We start from the raw sequence: 19,952 nt of genomic DNA, 5'->3' as shown, positions 1-19,952 counted from the left end.
ATGATTTAAATAAAAATCAGCAATGGTGAGCTTGTCTTATTAACGCCATGGAATGGTACATGTAAGTAGCTTTTTATTCCTGAAGTATAAGCAGTAAATAAACGATTGATCAAGTTAATAAAGACATTGTATTAACAAAAAAGAATAAAATTATAGAGTAGAAGGTATAAAAAGACGATTTCTAAAGTGCAATTAACAACTGAAGAATTAACAAAAATAACAACTGAGAAGAAAGAGAAAACATAGGCTGGTTTATTTTCGGTTGTTTACAAGGAGAAATAACAAAATAACAAATCAAACTCCAATCCAAACACAGAATACAAATTCAGGAAACAATCAATTACAGAACCAAATTATTAATTAAATTAAACCATACCAGCCCTAGAGAAGTTAGTTATGCAATTCATTCAAAATCCGGCTCCAAATAAAGATATGACACCAGGTAATGATATATAATTTATGAAAGTTAATAACTTTGTAAATATTTTATTGAATGCAGGAAATTTTATTGAAGTATATGTATACAGCTGATAAACAAAAAATAATGAGATGTAAAGCAAAGCGTATGTAATGTAGGCTTTTTTATGTTGAATTAAATAAGAAGTGGGAAAGAGGTGGCAAAATGGATAGTTTACAAGAGGTGAAAGGTGATATTCAGGAAATAAGGCAAGATATTAAGGATATACGATTAGAGATTAGAAGTTTAGAAATGCGGACGACAGGTAATGAAAAGGACATTATTAATATTAATAAGCAATTAGACAAAATCAGTGCTAATACAACTTGGATCCTACGCCTTATTATTGGTGGACTAATTGGAGCTGCTCTTACCTTCTTTTTGAAAGGAGGAGGTATGTAATGATTGAAATTACGGCAATGATTGGAGTTGTTGTAGGAATTTCTCAAATTGTAAAAACAACGGGACTGCAAACAAAATATATTCCGTTATTTAATTTAACACTTGGCATTACGCTAGGTGTTTTATTTTTGTCTCAAGATATTAAAGTGAATTTATTTCAAGGAATGATTATTGGATTGTCAGCTAGTGGATTATTTGACCATACAAAGATTGTAAAAAAGGATGCCGATAGAAAATGAAAAAGAAATACAAGCATATTTTATCCATAGTTGTTGCAATGATTTTAGTAGTATCAATTGAAACAAATGTATTTGCTGATAGAATTCTATTTATTCCTGATTTACCAAAACAACCATACCGTTATGGTGTTGGAGCTTATGAAGGTGTTGTGGCACATTCTACAGCTACCCCAGAGGCGCCAGCAATTAATATTCAAAAATATGAGTCTCGTACATGGCGTTCAGCGTTTGTTCACTACGCAGTAGATTGGGATGAAAAGGTTCAAATTGCATCTACAAAACATCAGGCATGGGGGGCAGGTCCAGCAGCAAATGCTAGATTTGTTCATGTTGAATTGTGTGAGACAAGTGATCCATTGAAATTTAAACGTTCATATGAAAAATATATAGAATTAATTGGGGAAATCTTGCGAGAACGAAATATTCATCCCTCTAAAGGATTATGGACACATAGGGATATTACGTATAAATTAGGTGGGACAGACCATGAAGATCCACTTGATTATCTTCGTAGTCATGGTGTATCTGAGGCTAAGTACCGAGCAGACGTGTTAAAGGTTTATAACGGGAGCACGATTACAGTGGATACCAAACCACAAAAAACAAATGAAATATCTGGTACAGTAGAGTCGAATGGTATTGCATATATTGAAGGATACAATGTAAATCTCCGCTCTGGACCATCAACAGAAAATAGTGTTATTCGTAAGCTACAAAAAGGTGAGGCTTATAAAGTATGGGGTAAATTAGGAAACTGGTTACTTCTTGGTGGTAACCAATGGATTTATTATGATTCCTCATATATTCGTTGCCAAGGCAATGAACCTGCTACAGTAATTGGTAAAAAAGTTATTTCAAAAGTAAATAATTTACGTTTCTATGATTCTCCATCTTGGCAGGATAAAGATGTTGCTGGTACTGTAGATATGGGTTTAGGATTTATTATTGATACAAAGGTAATTGTAAATAATTTATCACAATATAGAGTGCACAATAGTAAAGGTAAAACATATTATGTAACAGCAAACGAAGCCTATGTGTATGTGAAGTGAAAGAGAGGATCTGCTCTACTATGGGGCGATCCTCTTTTTTTATTATGTATAAATTAGGTTTAATGGTGAAAAGAGGAGTCTATGAATGATTTTTAGTTTGGAAAAATATTCTTGATAGAAAAATAATATAGTGTTATATTTTAATTTAATAATGTATCTTTCAAAATGGGTTTTTGACATGCTATAGATTTACTTCAAGATGCCGATTCTGTGAAAACAGAAGGTAAGGTATTAGATAAAGAGACATAGTGTTTATAATGGGTGTTAATCCTGTATTATAATTTAGGAGAAATATATCAAGTAAGGAGTTTTTTTATGCCGAAATGGGCAAAGCGGATTGCCATGTTTATGATTTTTATCTGTAGTATTTTAACTATCGACGCTCTTGTTGGTAGCAAAAAAGGTATAAAAGCCATTACAGCAGCAGTTGAGGAATTAACCGCAGATGAAAAAAATATAGGAAATCAAAAAGAAGTAAAGCAAGGAGCCGAAACAAGTGATTATAAACATTTAGACAAGCAGCATTATGCATGGGTAATGGATGATTATTTAAAGGACCTATCTGATGTGGCGAACCGATTTAGCATTTTAGAGGCTGATGCAGAAATTAAGGGTACTATAAACAAATCATGGGTTTCAGATGTAGGCGATGTTTTCTATAAAATGTCTTATCTTATCTCTAGTATACGATATGTAGAACCCCCAACAGAATTAAAGGGTCTACATTCATCTATTTTAAAGGCGATGGATAACTTGCAATTTGTTATAGACAACTATGGAGATGCTGCGAGCCAAACAGATTTAGCGAAATTAGGTAAATGTTTAAAATCATTAAGAATTGCTAGGGATACAATAGACGAGGCGCGTAGTGAATTATCAACTTATGAATAATTATCATAAAAAACCAATTAGTATTACAGACAGAACATCCTAAAAAGTATATATGAAGTTTAGCGTTTTCTTTGCGGTTAAGGAAACATTAGTCTCAAAGGTTTCAATTCTAATGCTTGGTATATGAAAGAGGATAACAAGTGAGGAATGGAAGGTTGGAAAGATCAAAGCTGTTGAGTTCATGGACAAGGATGGCATGAAGAAAGCGACATTTTATAAGAAAATACGAGGAAATTAAATCTCTAAAACAGTATAAATGGATGTTAAAATTTTTGTATTTGACAATGCAACCACAGTCATTAGAGAGGATATAGTGGTCTGTGTAGCAACGGAATCAAAACTTACGTTAAGTATTAGCGTGATTTGGTTCTATTGCTATACAAAGGCCATCATCACCATACTGAATAAAGTGAACAAAATATAGATTTGATTCATAAGTCGGAGGAAGGCACCTCAGGGTGTCTTTTCTTTTGGCCATTACAGCCATTGTTTACTCATTGATTTTTTATGTTCATTTGTTATAATTATTACTACAGTAGTATTACAGTAATACCTTGGGTATATAATAAAAGAAGAGATACTCGATACATCTCTTCTGGTAACTGTTGCCGTAAGGCGGGTAGTTACTAAATAAAGTTAGTTTCTTTTTCTAGAACTTCCCTTTTGCTTCCGACGGCGTAGGGAGGTTCTTTTACGTTTTTTGCTAATATTATTCACCAGTTTGTTTCCATAACCGGTAACAAGAATTGTCAAAAATACTTTCAACAAATCCTGTAGCAAAGAAAGTAAATATTCCATCATAGGAGTCACCTCCTTTCCCTCTACATAAAAAAAGAGAAAGGATAGCAACCAACCACCCTACGTCATACAGTTAAATCTATTTTATCATAATAGTACAATCTTACCAATATAAACAAGACCACCATTATTGATAGTCTTTTTAGGTAGATTTAGAACAATTAATTACAACATGTTTATAGTGTGATTAATATATAATAATTTCGCCTTATGACCTTTCTCATAAACTAAACTATTACATGGGATATATTTTTTGTACCACGCTTTGTTAATGCATTTAACCTTCGTAGGTGTTGAAGGTTTAGAATTATTGTTTAGTATAGTCATATCATTAGAACATCCTGCGGTATTTAGACAGAATGTAACTAATAAACACGATAGTAATAATTTATTCATATAATCACTTCTAATTCTTTATTAGTTAACATTTTTTCATGAAATACGTTCTTTACTAATTTTACATTACATTAAAGTTCAGGAAATATTCTTATACTCATAAATTGTTACATTTGCTCTAGGGGAACTTTGTTAATAATAAAAGTCATTCTAGTCGAAGAAAGGCATCTTATTACTGATAAAGGTAAAACTGTTAGTTATCTAATTCTCCCAGTAATTATGTATTTGAAGTATGTAACACAGGAACTAATAGCAGAAAATGAACTGAAAGGTACATAAATAGGGATAATATGGAAATTGATCTTTTGATTATTTATTGTACTATAGTTTTTCTGCAAAAAAAAGTATGTGCAGAGACTAGATTATTAAAATTACAATGTAGGGAGCTGGGGAGGGAGTTAAAACAGGGTGATAAAAAAGTTTTAGAAAATATACATGTGACAATTTTGAGTGTCATAGGTGTATTAATGTTGTTTTGTATATTAAGTTAAAATACTATAATAAACTTTCTTTAATTTATAAAGAAATTTCACCTTCATTAGCTAATAATGTAGGGCCGATCCATATGGAAAATATGTTCAAACCTTTACTTGAACATGGCCATGTTTAGAAGATTAATATAAACATGGAAAAAAACGTCTTGAATTGGGCGTTTTTTTAAGTTTATACTTTTAAATTCAAGAAGTCTAAACTTAGTGTGATCAAACTGAAAACATCCTCATAAAACCTAGTTTTAGTCAGTGGTTTAATATGAATTATATTTATAATAATATAAAATGTTAGCAGGTAATAAATGAATTTTCTACAATCAGTATCAAACGTCAAATTCTTGTAGTAGAGTTAACGTCTTATGCTCATCAAGTTAACAAAATAAAATTCTATCTTAAAATGAAATAATGCATATGTAGATACAGTTTAATTTAACTGCAATAAATATTATAATAAATAAATATAAAATATAACACTATGTGATAAAGAATATGAAATGTGTATACGTTTGTAATAGCTAGTTTTGACAAATTTATATTAAATTTATCAAAAAGAAAGAGGAAAATGAGCGATGAAAATCAGTTCAAGCATAAATAACAGGCTTTATCCTTTAAATACTAGAGTTTTAAAGGAAACAGGTTCAAGTACTACAGCTTCACATTTGGTGAACAATAATCAAAAATATATTCCTGAAAATAAGACTGGGGATAATCAACTTTCTGAAAAAAATATAGAACAATATATTAATAACAAATATAATTCAATCAACTCACAAGGTCTCTCTATATTTGAATTTCTTAAAATGTTATTGGATAAAGGTGTACCTATGTCGATAATAACAGAAATATTAGTGGGATTTGTAGAGGGGCACAGTAAGAAGAATGAAGAAACGGAGAAAGAGGTAGAAAAAGGATTAGAGAAAGAATTAGTAAAAGAATCAGATAAAGGATTAGAAGAAGGAATAGTGAATGCTCGAAAATAATAAAATTTGTTAGCATTGAGCCGTTCAATGCTAACATAGAAGATAGATTTCACGGGCTTGTTTCAAGTATATATTTTTTTTGCATGTTAGTAATAAATATATTAATTTCTGTTTATCGATTCCTTACTTTAATAATATAACTAGATGGATAGCGTTCCATCTAGTTATATTATTCCTTTTAAATTAATTATAGCTATCAGCTATTACCATAAACTCTTTTAATAATACACCGCCTTCATACACTTTAACTTTTATTTTTCCAGCACTTAAATTAGTTAATCTCCCTTTATGAGAATCAACTTCCCAATGTCCGGTTTCACCAGATAATTTATAGTAATATTCGTTACTACCTGTATTTTTATTATATTTTACAGGTAAATTATAATACTGAAATTCCTTTATTCGATAACAAACGGTATTATTTGGACATGCTTCTTTTTTAGCTAATTTACTTGTGGGTAATTGTTGGCTATTATCTGCTGCAAATACTCCAACTGATCCAGAGAATAAAATGCCTGTAGTTAATACACCGCCTACTATTTTTTTGAACATATTTACATCTCCTTTGATTTTAAAAAATTTTTAAATTAACTTGTTTTTTTCTCTAAATAAAACCGAAAACTAACATATTAAATTGTTAACTACTCTTAAAAACGCCTTTTTAATTTTGTGAAAGCTTCCTTGCATCATTTAAAAGCTGTAATATACCAAATAGCAACAACATTTCCATTTTTATCGAGTACTCTGCCTTCAGCTGCTCCTTCTTCATATGCTGTTACTACACCAGTTTTAGGGTTTACATAAATTTTGTTTTCACTAAATAAGACATATTTGTATTGTTTTCCGCTTGGCGTCATTGACCAAGGTTTCCCCACTTTAATATGCATAAATTCACCTTGCACGTCAGATACTTGATAAACCGATTTTGTTGATTCTTGATTGTTTACTGCAGCGTGAGTCTTAGTAGTAGCAAAAGTTCCTAAACCTCCAATTCCTATGGTAGCTGCTAACGCAATTCCAACAAATTTTTTCATTTGATAATGCCTCCTTCTTTAATTCATATCTGTATATTAAACGGTTAGTCTTTCATGTCACTTTCATTTACCTTACAATAACCTTAAATGGATTTTTTGAAAATTCTGACCGATGCGAGGGAGAGTATGAAAAAAAATATATTAATTGTTGATGATGACAAAGATATTATTGATCTTTTAAAGCTTTTTTTAGAAATGGAAAATTTTTTTGTTGTAGAGGCTTCAAATGGCGAAGTTGCCTTAAAGTGTCTAGAAGAAAATCATATTGATTTAGCTATTGTTGATATTATGATGCCTAAAATGGATGGTTATCAATTAATTAAAAAGATTCGTGAGACATTACAATTTCCGATACTTATTTTGTCAGCCAAATCTCAAGAAGTAGATAAAATTATCGGTTTAGGGATTGGAGCAGATGACTTCATTACAAAGCCATTTAGTGCTTTAGAAATTATAGCTAGAGTTCAAGCTCACCTTAGAAGGTCCTATGAATTTAATGATAAGGCTGTAGAAGGTACGGAAAAGCAAATTCATATGGGTGATTTAGTATTAGATCATCATTCTTGTACACTCTATAAATCAAGCGAATCCATTACTCTTAGTGCTACGGAATATAAAATCTTAACACTTTTTATGAAGGAACCAGGGAGAATATTTACTAAAAAACAAATTTTTGAAAATGTATGGTCTGATTATTACTGTGCAGATGATAATACAATTATGGTTCATATTAGTAGACTACGAGAGAAATTAGAGGATTCTCCTAAGAATCCAGTTTATATAAAAACAATCCGGGGACTTGGGTATAGATTTGCTAGGAAGGAAGAACTTTATGAAAAATAAAGTTTTATATATCTTAATTAAAAATTACGTTATATTTGCACTAGCAATAGGTTTCACGGTGATAATCTTATTTATATTTTTGATGTACCAAACAGAAAAGCAACTAGGAGAGCTAAATAATTTAAAAGCAAGTGAAGTAGTGCGTGAAAACTTTGAAACTATTAATTCAGAATCAATAGAATCATTTGGTGGTTGGGTAGAAATTCTTAATGAAAATTTACAAGTTATCTATACCAAAGGGGAAAAAAAGGATAAGCTTTTATCATATTCACAAAGAGAATTTATTACTTTATTTTTTGATAATGATCAACTTCCTTATTATTCATCTGTAGCAACATTTGTAACGAAAAAAGGTGAAACATTATATTGCCTTGTTAAGGTTCCTAAAAAAGCAATAAAGTATGAATATACGTTTTCTGATAAAAATGAGGAATACGTATATGTTTTTTATAAGATATTACTTTCTACAATCGTTTTATTTTTTGTATTTTTCTCTATGAATGTATATATATTTAGTAGGCAAATTGCTAGAAAAATAACCAGACCATTGGATAAACTAGCAACTGGATTTGAGGAAATTGCTAGTGGGAAATATGATAAAAGGTTAAACTATGAAACATATTTTGAGTTAATGCAAATACAGCATTTGTTTAATGTTATGTCGGAAAAACTCGATAAAATAGAGAAAGAGAAGAAGAGGTTGGAAGAAACCAAGCAGAAGATGCTTGTAGATTTGTCTCATGATTTAAGGACACCAATTACAACCGTTCAAGGTTATGTTGAAGCATTACAACTAGGGATCATTACAGAAAAAGGTGAAAGAGAAAGAACTTTGAATGTAATATATAATAAGATTCGAATCATTGCGGTATTAACTGAAGATATTTTTGAACTGTCTAAATTAGAGCATTCTGATTACCCTTTTGAAGTACATCCAACTGATGTATCTGAGTTTATTCGTGAATTGCTTGTAGAATATTATGATTTATTCCAAGCGAAGCGCTTAATCCTTCAATATCAAATACCCTCTAAAGAAGTGATTGCTCCAATTAACAACAGGTTACTATACCGTGCTATCTCTAATATAATATCTAATGCTCTACAGTATAATACGGCAGGTACGACCGTGTTTGTATCGTTAATTGAGGATAAAAGCAAAGTATATATAAACATTATAGATAATGGAATTGGAATACCTGAGGATATGAAACAAAGTATTTTTGATGCATTTGTTCGAGTAGATGATTCTCGAGAAAATAATGGGGGATCAGGTCTTGGATTAACTATCGCTAAGCATATAGTAGAAAAACATGGAGGGAGCATAAATTTAGATAGTACAAAGAAAAAAACACATTTCTGTATTTCTTTACCTAAATGCAGTGTGTAAATATCTTATGAAAAGTGTTAGTAAGTTAAATGGTTGAATAAAGAGAAAACGCACGATTTAGTTCCTTTAAACTTAACTCTGGTTCATATAAAATTGTATAAACATAGCAACTTAAAACTGCTCTTCTTTTTGTTAAACTTCGTGACTTTATCGGAAATCTATATTAGCATTTATGTATATGAAGTAAGCATAAAAGGAGATACCATATGAAAATAACAAAAATAACATGTAGTATGATGTTTAGTTTAATACTATTAACATCATGTGATATATCGGATAAAGAAATTAAACAAAAAGCTCAAAGTTATACAAAATCGCAGTATGGTTTTTCTGTTAAACTAAATGAAGTTGAAATACCGGGGAATTATAAAGATTTACTGGGGCCAGATGTACGGATAGCTCATGTACAGCAAGTAAATGAACCGTATTTGCAGTTTCAGCTAGCTTTGGATGGACGAATCTCTCCAAAAGTAGATAGTGATAATTATAAAATCAAAAAAGAAGCGAATGATTTAAAGGAAAAGTTCAATACATATTATGCTGGAAAAGAGAATAACGATATATTCACGTTTGAACAAATGTATACGGGAAATATTGTTTTTGATAAAAAGGAAGAAGCAGAAAAAGAAAAGAAAAATGTAAAGAAATATGTTACGGCAGTTTTTAGAAGTAATATATTTTTGGATGTAAACAATCCTGTGCATATGGAAAAATTAGCAGAGCTGGCAAGAAGTATTCAAGAATTTAATAAGATAAATGGAAATAATAAGAGTAGTGTGGAAGATATAACGATTCAGTTGCCAAATGCGGATAAGGAGCTACTACAGAGCATTACAGTAGATTATATATTAACAGCTGATGATGCAAAAAAAGCTCTTGAGAGAAAAGAGCATTATATGGAAGCTTTACTGCTTATAAAATAAAAAAGGGGCTCATTTTGATTTCTTGTTTTATCATTTTAGTCAAGGTGATTCTTTTAAAACCTCGTATAGGTAATCAGTACGATAAAATGGGAGACATTAGTCATATTTAAAAATTAAAAAAGTCCCTTAGTCATGTTAAAGGGAACTTGCTCACGCAAATGATCTGTAAATCAATTCATTTTTGATATACAGATCATTTGTATGATAATTTTTATAAATAATTGCTAAATAGTGAATTTACATAAATGCTTTTAGAAGTTCTTGAATTAATGGGATTGCTCCACCTATAAATTTTAAAACTGCCATTGCGATTTCCATATTATTCGCTCCTCTTTTTTCTTATTAAGATGTGGTGAATCTTTATAGTCTTATTATAGTAAGCGTTTACAATTATAACAATAAATTTATTTATGCAATATTGCATATTTATACATTAGGCCTCTATTAGCCATTTTTTAATGTTACCATAGCAAGGTGAGAGTCTATAAGGGTTCTCCTTAATAGGAGGAAATATGGAAAGAGTGCAAGCGATTTACAGTAATCAAAAATTTAAGAATTGGGTTAAACAGGTATTAGCTGTAGGAGGAGTAATAGGGTGCTGCTATTTGGTGTTATATGTTTTCTGTTTCTTAGTTATTACGTAAATATTATACAACTAAACTAGTAGAGTCTTGCCTAGAGAGGTAAGGCTCTTTTATTGTAGTACCTGGAGATGAGCAAACTACATACAATACCTCTCAGGTTTTTCAGATCACTTTGTATAGTTCCTTGTTTAGAACACTAATTCCTAGCATTGAAAACAGAATTCTATTGATAAAAAATATGTTTGTACTAGATACATATTAAAAAGACAAGCATAAATTATATTAGATTTTGGAAAAATCTTATTGACTTGGAAAAGGATTTAAATCTTACTTATAGATTTGATTCCTTTTCATATACCATAATCCTTATATTGCTACGTAAACATAATACGGTAATAATGATTTAAAAGCAAGAATTTTAGTAGCGGTACGTTACACATCCATCAATTTAAGAGATTTCTTCAGGTAAGCTAATAAGAAGTTATTACAGAACATTGCAGTAGATTTTGCTTGCATTAACCGCTGAGGATACAAAAAAGGCTCTTGAAAGAAAAGGGGAATATATGAAAGCTCTACAGCTTACAAGGTGAAAAAGAGACTCATTTTAAAACTGTTTTAACATTTTATTCTTATTAAGGAATAAAATAGAAAGTGAAGGGTAGTAGTTTACAATTAATGAGGGATAAGCAAAAATAATTGTTAACAATATTAAGTGCAGCATCTTAATTGTAAAATCTTTTATTTTTCTGCAAGTACAATCCCTGTTAAATAAAAAATACATCTCTATAGAGATGTATTTTTTATTGTTTTTCTATTTTAGGGTGTTAAAAAATTTTTAAGTTAATGGATGTGGAGTCTCGCCACATAATAAAAAGGTAGGAATATATTTAATATATTTCTACCCTTGATTTTATTGAGTTTAGCATCTATGATCTAAATATCACAGAAGGTAGTTTTCTTTTATACTTCTATATCTTTCCCTTCTGCTACCACTGTATCTCGCCACAACACAAGTAGTTTTCTAAATTCAGAGGTCTCAATTTTACATTGGTTATTTGGAGCACTCATAAATAAGTTAATAGCACTGGTGTAATTAGGTTCAATGTAGACTGCTGCTACGTTCCCTTCTATTTCATATTGCGGAACTTTTTGGTCTACTACATTATCTAAAATTTGTATATACTCATCTGCTTCATCATCTAAAATATCTTCCAAGAAATGAGAAATTATAGAAATTTCTTTTGGCAAACGTATTCTTAATCCGCCAAGTCCATCACGATAAAATTCGTATGTATATTTCATTTTTTACCTCCTAGTATAAACAGGATATGCTGTTATTATCTCATTATTTTGTATAATCATTTCTACTTTAAATCCGTGGGATGTTTGTCCTACATATCTAACTGTATCGACTTGAATCTTATTATCGTATGCTTCTTTGATAGAATCAAGTACCTGTACTCTATCCCAATCCTTAGGGAAAAATGAAGAAAGCGCGTTTTTTGTTTCACCGTCTACTTTTACTTTTGCTCTATATACTCCCGCAGAATTTGGTGCATGGGTAATTCTAACTATTTCTCCTCCACCCATCATACTTTCATGGTGATATCCAACAGCTTTTAGTCCCCACCATTTTTGTTTTAGTTCCCCATGAAAAAGGTGCTCCATAAGTGATGAATCAAAACTATACGGAACATTGCCACCATTAGTTCTGCTACTATTAATTCTTCCACTACTAGCAAATTGATAGGTAGAGAGTTTTTCTTCAGCTTGTTTAAAGTCTGGTGTGTCAAATCTAGATCGCAAACCATCTCCACCAGCAAAAGCAAATCGATCTTTTAATGGTAAGTGGCTTGAAATATAAGGTGTATCACCTGAAAATTTCGTTAACTTTACAGAGTCTCCAAGGGAAGTTACTTTTCCAATTTGGCCTGCTCCTTTATCTCCAAGCCATCCTAAACCAAACTCCATAAAAATATTTGTTCCCCATTGTGTACGACTTTCAGCATCGCCATGCCAAAATTCATTCATAAAAGTGTCTGAAAAAGTATTTATCATGGTATATGCGGTTTCTATAGGATGACCTGCAGCATACTTTAGGTTCTCCTTTGTCACTGTATCGTCTAACGAATTGTATGTCTCTACTAAACCACCAATAAATTCTCCAGATCCATTCCAAACCCCTTTAATAAACTTTTCTAGTATATTCTTTTCCGAAGAACTACCTAATAGTATACCAGATTCAATTAGATTATTTGTTTTTATACTATTATCTAATCGAATATTATTATCTAGATATTCATGAATAGAATCTGCCCATTCCATATTTATTCTTTGTGTACTAAATGTACCACTTGCAGGGCTAAAGCCTTTTCCACTTTGAACTTCAGCTAGGCCTGCAGCGATACTAGCCGCTAATTGAATCGCGGTAGCATAGTTATTACTAGATGTTTGATTAAATTCATATAGATGTTCTAACTTTTCCTGGATTTTACGGCGCATCTCAATAAATAGGTTAACCATTGCATCCATATCCGGTAGTGGCATAATTTGTTTTGTAACTTCAATACTTGCTATTATTCGGTCAATCTCTCGGATTTGTTCTAATAGTTCTTGTTCAACTATATCTGTTGAGGCGACTCTTGATTGAAACTCAGCAGGAAAAGATTCATTTTGATGGAGTAATTCTTCACATAGGTAAATAATCCCCTGTGCTAAAGGAAGAAACGTTTCTGCAAAATACATTTTCGCACTATCATAAGTCTGACCCTGTAGGACAGAATCACCAACAAAACTGTCGATAGACTGGATTACTTGCTCCATACTTTGTATAGTAGCAGTACAAAAAGCATACATAGTGTTTGTTTGGGATTGTACCTCTCCAAGATACATATTTAAACTCATAAATTGGCCTCCCTAGCAAGTTTTTGTTTTTGATGAGTGAGGTCATTTTCTAGAGTGTATAATTTTTGTTTCTCTTGAATTAATGTTTCCTTTTGTTCTTCTAATTTATAAGAAAGGCTTCTTTCAATTTGTTGAGTTTCTAATTGTATATTGGTAAAAAAGCGAAAGAGTTCTTTATCACCATGCCATGTTTCTAAAATACGATGAAAAAAGCGATGGCTGCGTATTTTTAATTCTTGAAAGTCTGCTTCTGCTTGTTCTTGTGTTTGTATTGCGCGTTGATTTTGGTATTGTTCCTCGGATAGATTCATTAGATTTTGACTCAAGACCTTCATTTTTTGTTCTATTTCTTGATTCATTTTTTCCGCCTACCTTTTTGCTTATATATAAGTTAACAGAAGGGATAAAGGAAAAATTCTTAAAAAAGCTAAAAATTCTTCTGTAATTCGTTGTCCATTCGTTCAAACTCTGTTGCTACAGACTGTATATTGTCAATGGATTGCTGAAAGGCAGAAAGAAATTGTCTAGTTAATTCTAATGCTTGCTGGTTTGCTTCCTGCGCTTTGGAATTCACGATTAAAGTTGTACGTGTTGCGTGCGTTATTGATTTACCTGTTGCATTTTGAATTGCGTCAGAAGCTGCTCTCATTTGAGTAGCAATTTGTTCAGCTTTTTGAACATTACTTTGAAAGATTGCCATTATAATATAACTCCTTACTTCAATATGTTTTTTAATAGTAAAAAGAAAGGGCTATGTATTTTATTATGTTTAATATTAAATTAGCAGTATTTTCATATGTTATAAAACATAGCCTTATATTAATTGATTGATCCATAAAATGGAATGAAATATTAATTATACCAATAAATCACTAGGTTTACTTAGGCGAATTTTGGCTTTAATACAAAATCATCTATGATACTTAATAATTAAATTCTGAAGGAGTAAAAAGGTATGAAAATTTGGCAATTAAAAAGCTTATTTGATAACTATCAATCTTTTCAGTTACTAAATTTAAAAGAAGACCGTAAAAAATATTTTGATGGGAAAATTGATTTGGCAATAAAACTGTCTGATTCGTGGGGAAAAATTTTTATTGAATGTGTAGAAGGTGATAAAAAAAGTGACTGTCCTATGTTCTGGGGAGAACTTGGTACACCAATGATTAGCAGAAAAGCAAAAGAAATATTAGAGCCTCTAATCTGTAATAATGTTGAGTTCCTTCCATTAATTCATGATGTTACAAGTGAAGTTTATTACCTAATAAACGTTCTAAATACAGTTGATGCAATTAACTACAATAAAGCAGTTTTGGAAAAACTAAGTACAGGGTTAATAATAGGGTTCGAAAAATACGCATTTTTAGCCAATAAAGTTGAGGGGCAGATAATATTTAAAACATTTTTAAATCAAAGATTACATTCTTCTACTGTCTTAGTATCTGATGAATTTAGAAATACAGTTTTAGAAAACAATTTAAAAGGTTTCGAATTTGTTGAGGTATGGGATTCAAAAGATCGTGCGTAAAGAGATCTAATAAAATTAGTTTACTGATGTAAATTTATACCCAAGAGAGTAATAAATGTAATATAAGAAGCTTATGTATTTGCATAAGCTTCTTCTTAGAATTAAGCGCGGAAAGGTATAGTACTTAATATTTACTATATATTTTGGCTTCACAAAATAAGTTATTATCCTGCTTCAGGAAATAAAAATATGTCAGCTGATAATTAAATACAATTGGCATCATTCTATACAACAAAATGAATGGACTGTAAAGGATGATGAGAGTGTTGTAACGAAAAGAAAGCTCAAACGAAACCTTTACTATCAAGTTCTGGTTTACCTCATGCGAAAATTTCTGCTATGCAAAGAAAGCGAAGAAGGCTTGAAGGATATGATACTGATATAAATTGTGAATTTAATGTAAGCTATAGAGAAATGATTGAGGCAGGAGTTGATCAGAAAACTGCAAGAAAAGTATTGGTAGATGCTTATAAATATTTTGATAGTTTGGGAGGTTTTGTGAAAAAATGATAAATTTATCTAATGTTTCTGGTTTAATAAAAAATAAGCCAGCAAATGATATTGAAATTCAAGAAATAGAAGATGTAATGAAAGTTGAATTACCAAATGTATATAAAGATTTATTGAAATATGCAAATGGTTGTTCTATAGGTGGAGGATTAATAATTTATGGTACTGATGATATTATAGAACGAAATGAGACTTGGGAAGTAACAGAATATGCAAATGGTTATGTTGCTATTGGTGATGATGGTAGTGGCAATGTTTTTTTAATGTCGCAAGGTGCAGATGTACGAGAAGTAAGAGCTGTTGATTCTGGTGATATGAATCCCAATCATGATATTGTAGTTACATTAGATTTTATTGAGTGGGTAAATACGGGGTGTTTGAATCAAAAAATACAGAAAATAAAAGAAGAACTCCCTGATACGTGTAATATAGTGTTAATAGAAATTCCTAATGGAGGACTAAAAGATTTAGTAAAGATAAAAAGTGTACTAGCACTTAATATTTCAACAGGGGAACTATTAAAAAGATCGAAAAACCTTCCTTTTACATTAGTAAAAGGAGCTCCATATGGTAAAGCAAAAAAAATAATTGTAAAATTAGGATCTATTGGTTTAGCACTAAATACAATACCAATGGATAAAAAATAATTAATGTTAAATATAATTTGAAATTCATTTTTAACTTATTTCCCGAAAGAAGTCTCCTTCCTCAAGCGTGTGAAGGGCGTGGCCCGACGATAGGTGGGAGACGAATTTCGGTTTGGCGGAGCCAAAAGGCTTTGCTTTTTATTTTTCCTCTGATAGAATCAGTCTTATAAAGAATAAAGGTTGGTATATCAATGAAATTAGATAATAATAATCATTCGGTGTTCTTGCTATATTATCACCTTGTATTGGTTGTGAAATACAGAAGAAATGTGTTCAATGATGATATATCAGACTATGCAAAAGACATGTTTGTCAGGTTATCTGAGAATTACAACATAACATTGATAGAGTGGAATCATGATGTAGACCATGTTCATATTTTATTCAAGGCTCATCCGAATACAGAAATGACGAAATTTATTAATGCTTATAAAAGTGCAAGTTCTCGACTCATCAAGAGAGACTTTCCACGAGTGAAAACGAAACTTTGGAAAGAGATGTTTTGGTCAAGAAGTTTTTGCTTATTAACTACTGGGGATTCTCCAATAGACGTAGTAAAGAAATATATTGAAAATCAAGGCGAAAAGTGAGGTGAAATGATATGCCAAAGCACAATAAAGTATATAAATTCCGTTTGTATCCAACAGAAGAACAAGCATATCTTATGCATAAAACCTTCGGTTGTGTCCGTTTTGTATATAATAGAATGTTAGCTGAGCGAAAAGAAGCGTACGAAAAATACAAAGATGATAGGGAGCAACTAAAGAAACAAAAGCCTCCAACTCCCGCGAAATATAAAGCAGAATTTGAGTGGTTAAAAGAAGTGGATTCATTAGCTTTGGCAAATGCTCAACTAAACTTGCAAACTGCCTATAAGAATTTCTTTAGTGGTCAAAATGACTTCCCAACATTCAAAAGTAAAAAAGACAGAAAGTCTTATACAACGAATGTAGTAAACGGAAATATTTTGTTGCTGAATGGTCATATCAAATTGCCAAAACTCAAAATGGTACGTATCAAACAACATAGAGAGATACCACAAGATTATAGAATCAAGTCATGTACGATTTCTATGACTCCTACGGGTAAATACTATGTGTCCATCTTGACTGAATATGAAAAAGAAATTGTACAAAAAGAAGTAGAAACAGTTGTGGGGTTAGACTTTGCGATGGATGGATTATACGTTAGTTCTGAGGATGAGAAAGCCAATTATCCTAATTTCTATCGTAACATGTTAGACCAGTTAGCAAAGGCACAACGAGTATTATCAAGGCGTAATAAAGGTTCTGAGCGTTGGCATAAACAACGTATTCGTGTAGCTAAGTTACATGAGAAAGTAGCTAACCAACGTAAGAATTTCCTTCATCATGAGTCTAAAAAGTTAGCTACTCATTTTGATGTCGTAGCTATTGAAAATATTAACATGAAAGGAATGTCGCAAGCACTTCATTTTGGAAAAAGTGTCACTGATAATGGATGGGGTATGTTCACTTCTTTCTTAGCTTATAAACTAAACGAACAAGGAAAACAACTTTTGAAAATAGACAAATGGTTTCCTTCCACCAAAACATGTAGCAATTGTGGAAATATAAAAAATATGACTTTGTCTGAACGAATTTATTCTTGTATATGCGGTGTAAATCTCGATAGAGATTATAACGCAGCTATTAATATCAAAAATGAAGCAATACGCCTATTAGCGTTAGGATAAATTGCAATAACAAAACCTTTGGAACAAGGGAGTTAGCTCGGCTGTCTAAGGACAAATTCGTTAGCTATCAAAAGTAATGATTAACCGAGAAGCGCCACTTCAAACAGTCCGTTAGGACGTTAAGTGGCGGGTAGTTCACTTGCCTGATATTAATTTAATGATTTATTAAAAACGAACTAACATTTTAAAGGTTAGTTTGTTTTTTATTTTTTTACAAGAATTAAATAAGGAATGTGAACTCAGAGAGTGTTACATGGATAAGAAGAGATTTATTAGAAGACAATTTACGATTAAATGAACCCAAGAAATAACTATATAAATGGTAATAATAAAGGGGAATATATATGAAGATTTGGCAATTAAAAAGCTCGACTGATGATTATGAAAGCTTTCAATTATTGAACTATGAAGAGGATAAAAAATATTTTAAAACTAGTTTTAATTCTATGGTGAGTTTGTCAGATTCATGGACGCCTAAGTTTATTGAGGTAAAAGATGAAGGGAAATTAAGCGATTCCCCTATTTTTTGGGGAAAGTCTGGTGTACAAATAATTAGTGAAAAAGCCAAGAATGTTTTAGAACCTATAGTAGGAGATAATATTGAATTTTTACCATTAATTCATAAACAAACAAATAAAAGATACTATGCTATGCATGTTTTAAGGGTGTTGGAAGCACTTGATACTAATAAAACAATCTTTGATAAGTTAAGTTCAGGTTTAATAATAGGATGTGAAAAATTTGTATTTATTCCTTATGTTGTCCAGCACGAACCGATTTTTAAATTGAATATAAATGGGAAGGTACATCCTAACTATCTTTTAGTATCAGATCAATTCAAAAATGCAATTTTAGAGAGTGAATTAAAAGGTTTTCAATTTACTGAAGTGTGGGATTCAGAAGAGGGTGCGTAAAGAAATCTAATTTAATTAGATTAGTAATGTGAACCCATATCTAATAGGGTAAAAAATAAAAAGCTTAAGCACATTGAAATGAACTCGAATATTAGTACATGATAAAAACATCACCTGAATTCGCATTCTAATCTTTCTCGTTTTATTTTTTTGCAACGATGAATGAGGAAGAATGCTTATCATGTTTTAAATTAAAATTATATTGGCTAACGTGAAGAATACCAATCATTTACTTCTCCCATCAGTACAAGTAAATGATTGGTACTTCTTTTTAATATCGCTAAGTATTAACTACGAGCAGAATACTTTATTTCATTCTTTTTTCCCTTACAGTTTGATCTTGTAATCGCTGTTGTTCGTTGAATAGTCGATGAACAATCACGCGGGTTGGGATTTTATCAGTCATTCCTACATAAGCGTTAGATATTTTGCAGGTTTGTCCAGACTGAAAAGAGCTTATGAAACCATCCATTATTCACGTTCTTCTTCATATAATTGCACCGCACTTATTTTTTGTATGTGGTTAAAACTAGTTTTTAAGAAGCATATGTTTTAGCAACTGCAGAAATTCTGTATCACTTTTATCATTTTTTATATAATCCTGTTCGTAGTTAAAAATCATTCGTACTAACATAAAAGCTGTAAGCGGTAATGGTACCTTATGCAAAGCTCCTTGCTGATAACCTTTTTCGAGTAAATCACTTATCATGTTAATTGCTTCTTCTTCAGATTGTTTAAAACAAGTTGTAATTTCAGGTGAATGGTACTCTTTATATTCTTGAAAGAGTGTAGAAACAAACGGATCTTGATGATATTCTAGGCTGATATAATGAAGAATTTTTTGTATTCGAAGTAAAACATCTTTTTCTTCTTTATATAAATTAAATAATTGTGAGCGTTTGAGCTGAATATGACGCATATAGCAGTCACATAATATTTCAGTTTTATCTGTATAGTAATAATAAATAGTACCTTTACCAACTTTAGCTTTCTTTGCAATTTCATCAACCGTCGTGTTACGGACACCACGCGTAGAGAACAGTATTGTGGCAGATTGAATGATTTTCATCTTTTTATTCTCTTTTTCTAATTTGATCATTGTCTACACCCTATCCTTGATATATTTAGCGAAGTTTTCGGTCTTTACATACTGTATCAGTTCATTTGTAATTTTGTAACTCCTAATAGAAATTCCTCTATTTGTTTCTTATAGAATAACATACACCATTCTTATTTCTAGTATATAACTATAATAGAA

The 19,952-nt window shown here is 31.1% G+C and carries 22 protein-coding genes and 2 pseudogenes; 14 read left to right on the top strand and 10 right to left on the bottom strand.

The features are described from left to right. Positions 1–622 precede the first annotated feature (622 nt). The 4 genes from NST27_RS28255 (at position 623) to NST27_RS28240 (ending at position 3,041) form a co-directional block, all read left to right on the top strand. Positions 623–859, top strand: coding sequence for a hemolysin XhlA family protein (locus tag NST27_RS28255; RefSeq protein WP_000377824.1), 237 nt, complete (start codon positions 623–625; stop codon positions 857–859). Beyond that, positions 859–1,098 carry a hypothetical protein gene (locus tag NST27_RS28250; protein ID WP_025686992.1) on the top strand — a complete coding sequence of 80 codons (240 nt, stop codon included), beginning with the start codon at positions 859–861 and terminating at the stop codon, positions 1,096–1,098. The genes NST27_RS28255 and NST27_RS28250 overlap by 1 nt, the downstream gene beginning before the upstream one ends. Further along, positions 1,095–2,150 (top strand): N-acetylmuramoyl-L-alanine amidase, encoded by a 1,056-nt coding sequence (locus tag NST27_RS28245; protein WP_061661828.1) that lies wholly within the window; start codon positions 1,095–1,097, stop codon positions 2,148–2,150. The genes NST27_RS28250 and NST27_RS28245 overlap by 4 nt, the downstream gene beginning before the upstream one ends. A gap of 315 nt (positions 2,151–2,465) precedes the next feature. Beyond that, entirely contained in the window at positions 2,466–3,041 is a 576-nt protein-coding gene (locus NST27_RS28240) for a hypothetical protein (protein WP_061661829.1), read from the top strand. A 636-nt stretch (positions 3,042–3,677) separates the two neighbouring features. Here NST27_RS28240 and NST27_RS28235 read toward each other — a convergent pair. Beyond that, positions 3,678–3,842: a hypothetical protein gene (locus tag NST27_RS28235; protein WP_164876757.1), complete on the bottom strand. Its 165-nt coding sequence runs from the start codon at positions 3,840–3,842 to the stop codon at positions 3,678–3,680. A gap of 1,453 nt (positions 3,843–5,295) precedes the next feature. On the opposite strand from NST27_RS28235, the gene NST27_RS28230 reads away from it, so the two are divergent. Continuing rightward, positions 5,296–5,706 (top strand): hypothetical protein, encoded by a 411-nt coding sequence (locus NST27_RS28230; protein ID WP_047387927.1) that lies wholly within the window; start codon positions 5,296–5,298, stop codon positions 5,704–5,706. Positions 5,707–5,889: 183 nt separating this feature from the next. Here the strand turns inward: NST27_RS28230 and NST27_RS28225 are convergent, their stop codons facing one another. After that, a complete protein-coding gene (locus tag NST27_RS28225) occupies positions 5,890–6,258 on the bottom strand; it encodes a hypothetical protein (RefSeq protein ID WP_047387925.1) in 369 nt (122 codons plus the stop codon). 134 nt (positions 6,259–6,392) lie between these two features. Then, positions 6,393–6,740 carry a hypothetical protein gene (locus NST27_RS28220; protein WP_047387924.1) on the bottom strand — a complete coding sequence of 116 codons (348 nt, stop codon included), beginning with the start codon at positions 6,738–6,740 and terminating at the stop codon, positions 6,393–6,395. A 126-nt stretch (positions 6,741–6,866) separates the two neighbouring features. Between NST27_RS28220 and NST27_RS28215 the strand changes: the two genes are divergently transcribed. The 3 genes from NST27_RS28215 (at position 6,867) to NST27_RS28205 (ending at position 9,893) form a co-directional block, all read left to right on the top strand. Then, the gene (locus NST27_RS28215) at positions 6,867–7,583 is read left to right on the top strand and encodes a response regulator transcription factor (protein ID WP_047387920.1); all 717 of its coding nucleotides are present in this window, start codon (positions 6,867–6,869) and stop codon (positions 7,581–7,583) included. Further along, positions 7,573–8,970: a sensor histidine kinase gene (locus NST27_RS28210; protein ID WP_047387915.1), complete on the top strand. Its 1,398-nt coding sequence runs from the start codon at positions 7,573–7,575 to the stop codon at positions 8,968–8,970. The genes NST27_RS28215 and NST27_RS28210 overlap by 11 nt, the downstream gene beginning before the upstream one ends. 206 nt (positions 8,971–9,176) lie before the next feature. After that, positions 9,177–9,893 carry a hypothetical protein gene (locus NST27_RS28205; protein WP_000704986.1) on the top strand — a complete coding sequence of 239 codons (717 nt, stop codon included), beginning with the start codon at positions 9,177–9,179 and terminating at the stop codon, positions 9,891–9,893. Positions 9,894–10,130: 237 nt separating this feature from the next. Here the strand turns inward: NST27_RS28205 and NST27_RS28200 are convergent. From NST27_RS28200 to NST27_RS28180, 5 genes and pseudogenes are all read right to left on the bottom strand, one after another. Beyond that, positions 10,131–10,317, bottom strand: a pseudogene (locus tag NST27_RS28200) (hypothetical protein). Between the two features lie 1,120 nt (positions 10,318–11,437). After that, positions 11,438–11,779 carry a hypothetical protein gene (locus tag NST27_RS28195; RefSeq protein WP_000878117.1) on the bottom strand — a complete coding sequence of 114 codons (342 nt, stop codon included), beginning with the start codon at positions 11,777–11,779 and terminating at the stop codon, positions 11,438–11,440. Positions 11,780–11,782: 3 nt separating this feature from the next. Further along, positions 11,783–13,381, bottom strand: coding sequence for an EndoU domain-containing protein (locus NST27_RS28190; RefSeq protein ID WP_047387914.1), 1,599 nt, complete (start codon positions 13,379–13,381; stop codon positions 11,783–11,785). Then, complete coding sequence (locus NST27_RS28185) at positions 13,378–13,740, bottom strand: DUF3958 family protein (RefSeq protein ID WP_047387913.1); 363 nt, start codon at positions 13,738–13,740, stop codon at positions 13,378–13,380. The genes NST27_RS28190 and NST27_RS28185 overlap by 4 nt, the downstream gene beginning before the upstream one ends. Positions 13,741–13,808: 68 nt before the next feature. Further along, the gene (locus NST27_RS28180) at positions 13,809–14,081 is read right to left on the bottom strand and encodes a TIGR04197 family type VII secretion effector (RefSeq protein WP_025689740.1); all 273 of its coding nucleotides are present in this window, start codon (positions 14,079–14,081) and stop codon (positions 13,809–13,811) included. 255 nt (positions 14,082–14,336) lie between these two features. Here NST27_RS28180 and NST27_RS28175 point away from each other — a divergent pair, with 255 nt between their 5' ends. The 6 genes from NST27_RS28175 (at position 14,337) to NST27_RS28150 (ending at position 18,694) form a co-directional block, all read left to right on the top strand. Next, positions 14,337–14,909: an imm11 family protein gene (locus NST27_RS28175; RefSeq protein WP_000708203.1), complete on the top strand. Its 573-nt coding sequence runs from the start codon at positions 14,337–14,339 to the stop codon at positions 14,907–14,909. Positions 14,910–15,239: 330 nt separating this feature from the next. Further along, positions 15,240–15,419, top strand: a complete 180-nt coding sequence (locus tag NST27_RS28170) for a hypothetical protein (RefSeq protein ID WP_423734469.1) — start codon at positions 15,240–15,242, stop codon at positions 15,417–15,419. Continuing rightward, positions 15,416–16,066: an SMI1/KNR4 family protein gene (locus tag NST27_RS28165; protein WP_047387910.1), complete on the top strand. Its 651-nt coding sequence runs from the start codon at positions 15,416–15,418 to the stop codon at positions 16,064–16,066. The genes NST27_RS28170 and NST27_RS28165 overlap by 4 nt, the downstream gene beginning before the upstream one ends. 191 nt (positions 16,067–16,257) lie before the next feature. Continuing rightward, complete coding sequence (tnpA, locus tag NST27_RS28160) at positions 16,258–16,656, top strand: IS200/IS605 family transposase (RefSeq protein WP_000762720.1); 399 nt, start codon at positions 16,258–16,260, stop codon at positions 16,654–16,656. An 11-nt stretch (positions 16,657–16,667) separates the two neighbouring features. Continuing rightward, a complete protein-coding gene (locus tag NST27_RS28155; protein ID WP_047387908.1) occupies positions 16,668–17,780 on the top strand; it encodes an RNA-guided endonuclease TnpB family protein in 1,113 nt (370 codons plus the stop codon). Positions 17,781–18,124: 344 nt separating this feature from the next. Next, positions 18,125–18,694 carry an imm11 family protein gene (locus NST27_RS28150; protein WP_047387905.1) on the top strand — a complete coding sequence of 190 codons (570 nt, stop codon included), beginning with the start codon at positions 18,125–18,127 and terminating at the stop codon, positions 18,692–18,694. Positions 18,695–18,816: 122 nt separating this feature from the next. Here NST27_RS28150 and NST27_RS28145 read toward each other — a convergent pair. Beyond that, positions 18,817–19,166, bottom strand: a pseudogene (locus tag NST27_RS28145) (IS4 family transposase); the annotation flags it as partial. Positions 19,167–19,223: 57 nt separating this feature from the next. After that, entirely contained in the window at positions 19,224–19,793 is a 570-nt protein-coding gene (locus NST27_RS28140) for a TetR/AcrR family transcriptional regulator (RefSeq protein ID WP_047387902.1), read from the bottom strand. Positions 19,794–19,952 lie beyond the last annotated feature (159 nt).

Origin of the sequence: Bacillus sp. FSL W8-0770, from assembly GCF_038008705.1 — a bacterium.
Lineage (GTDB): Bacteria > Bacillota > Bacilli > Bacillales > Bacillaceae_G > Bacillus_A > Bacillus_A cereus.
Note: the sequence above shows the minus strand (reverse complement) of the source record. Positions and strands in the feature narration are given on the sequence as shown.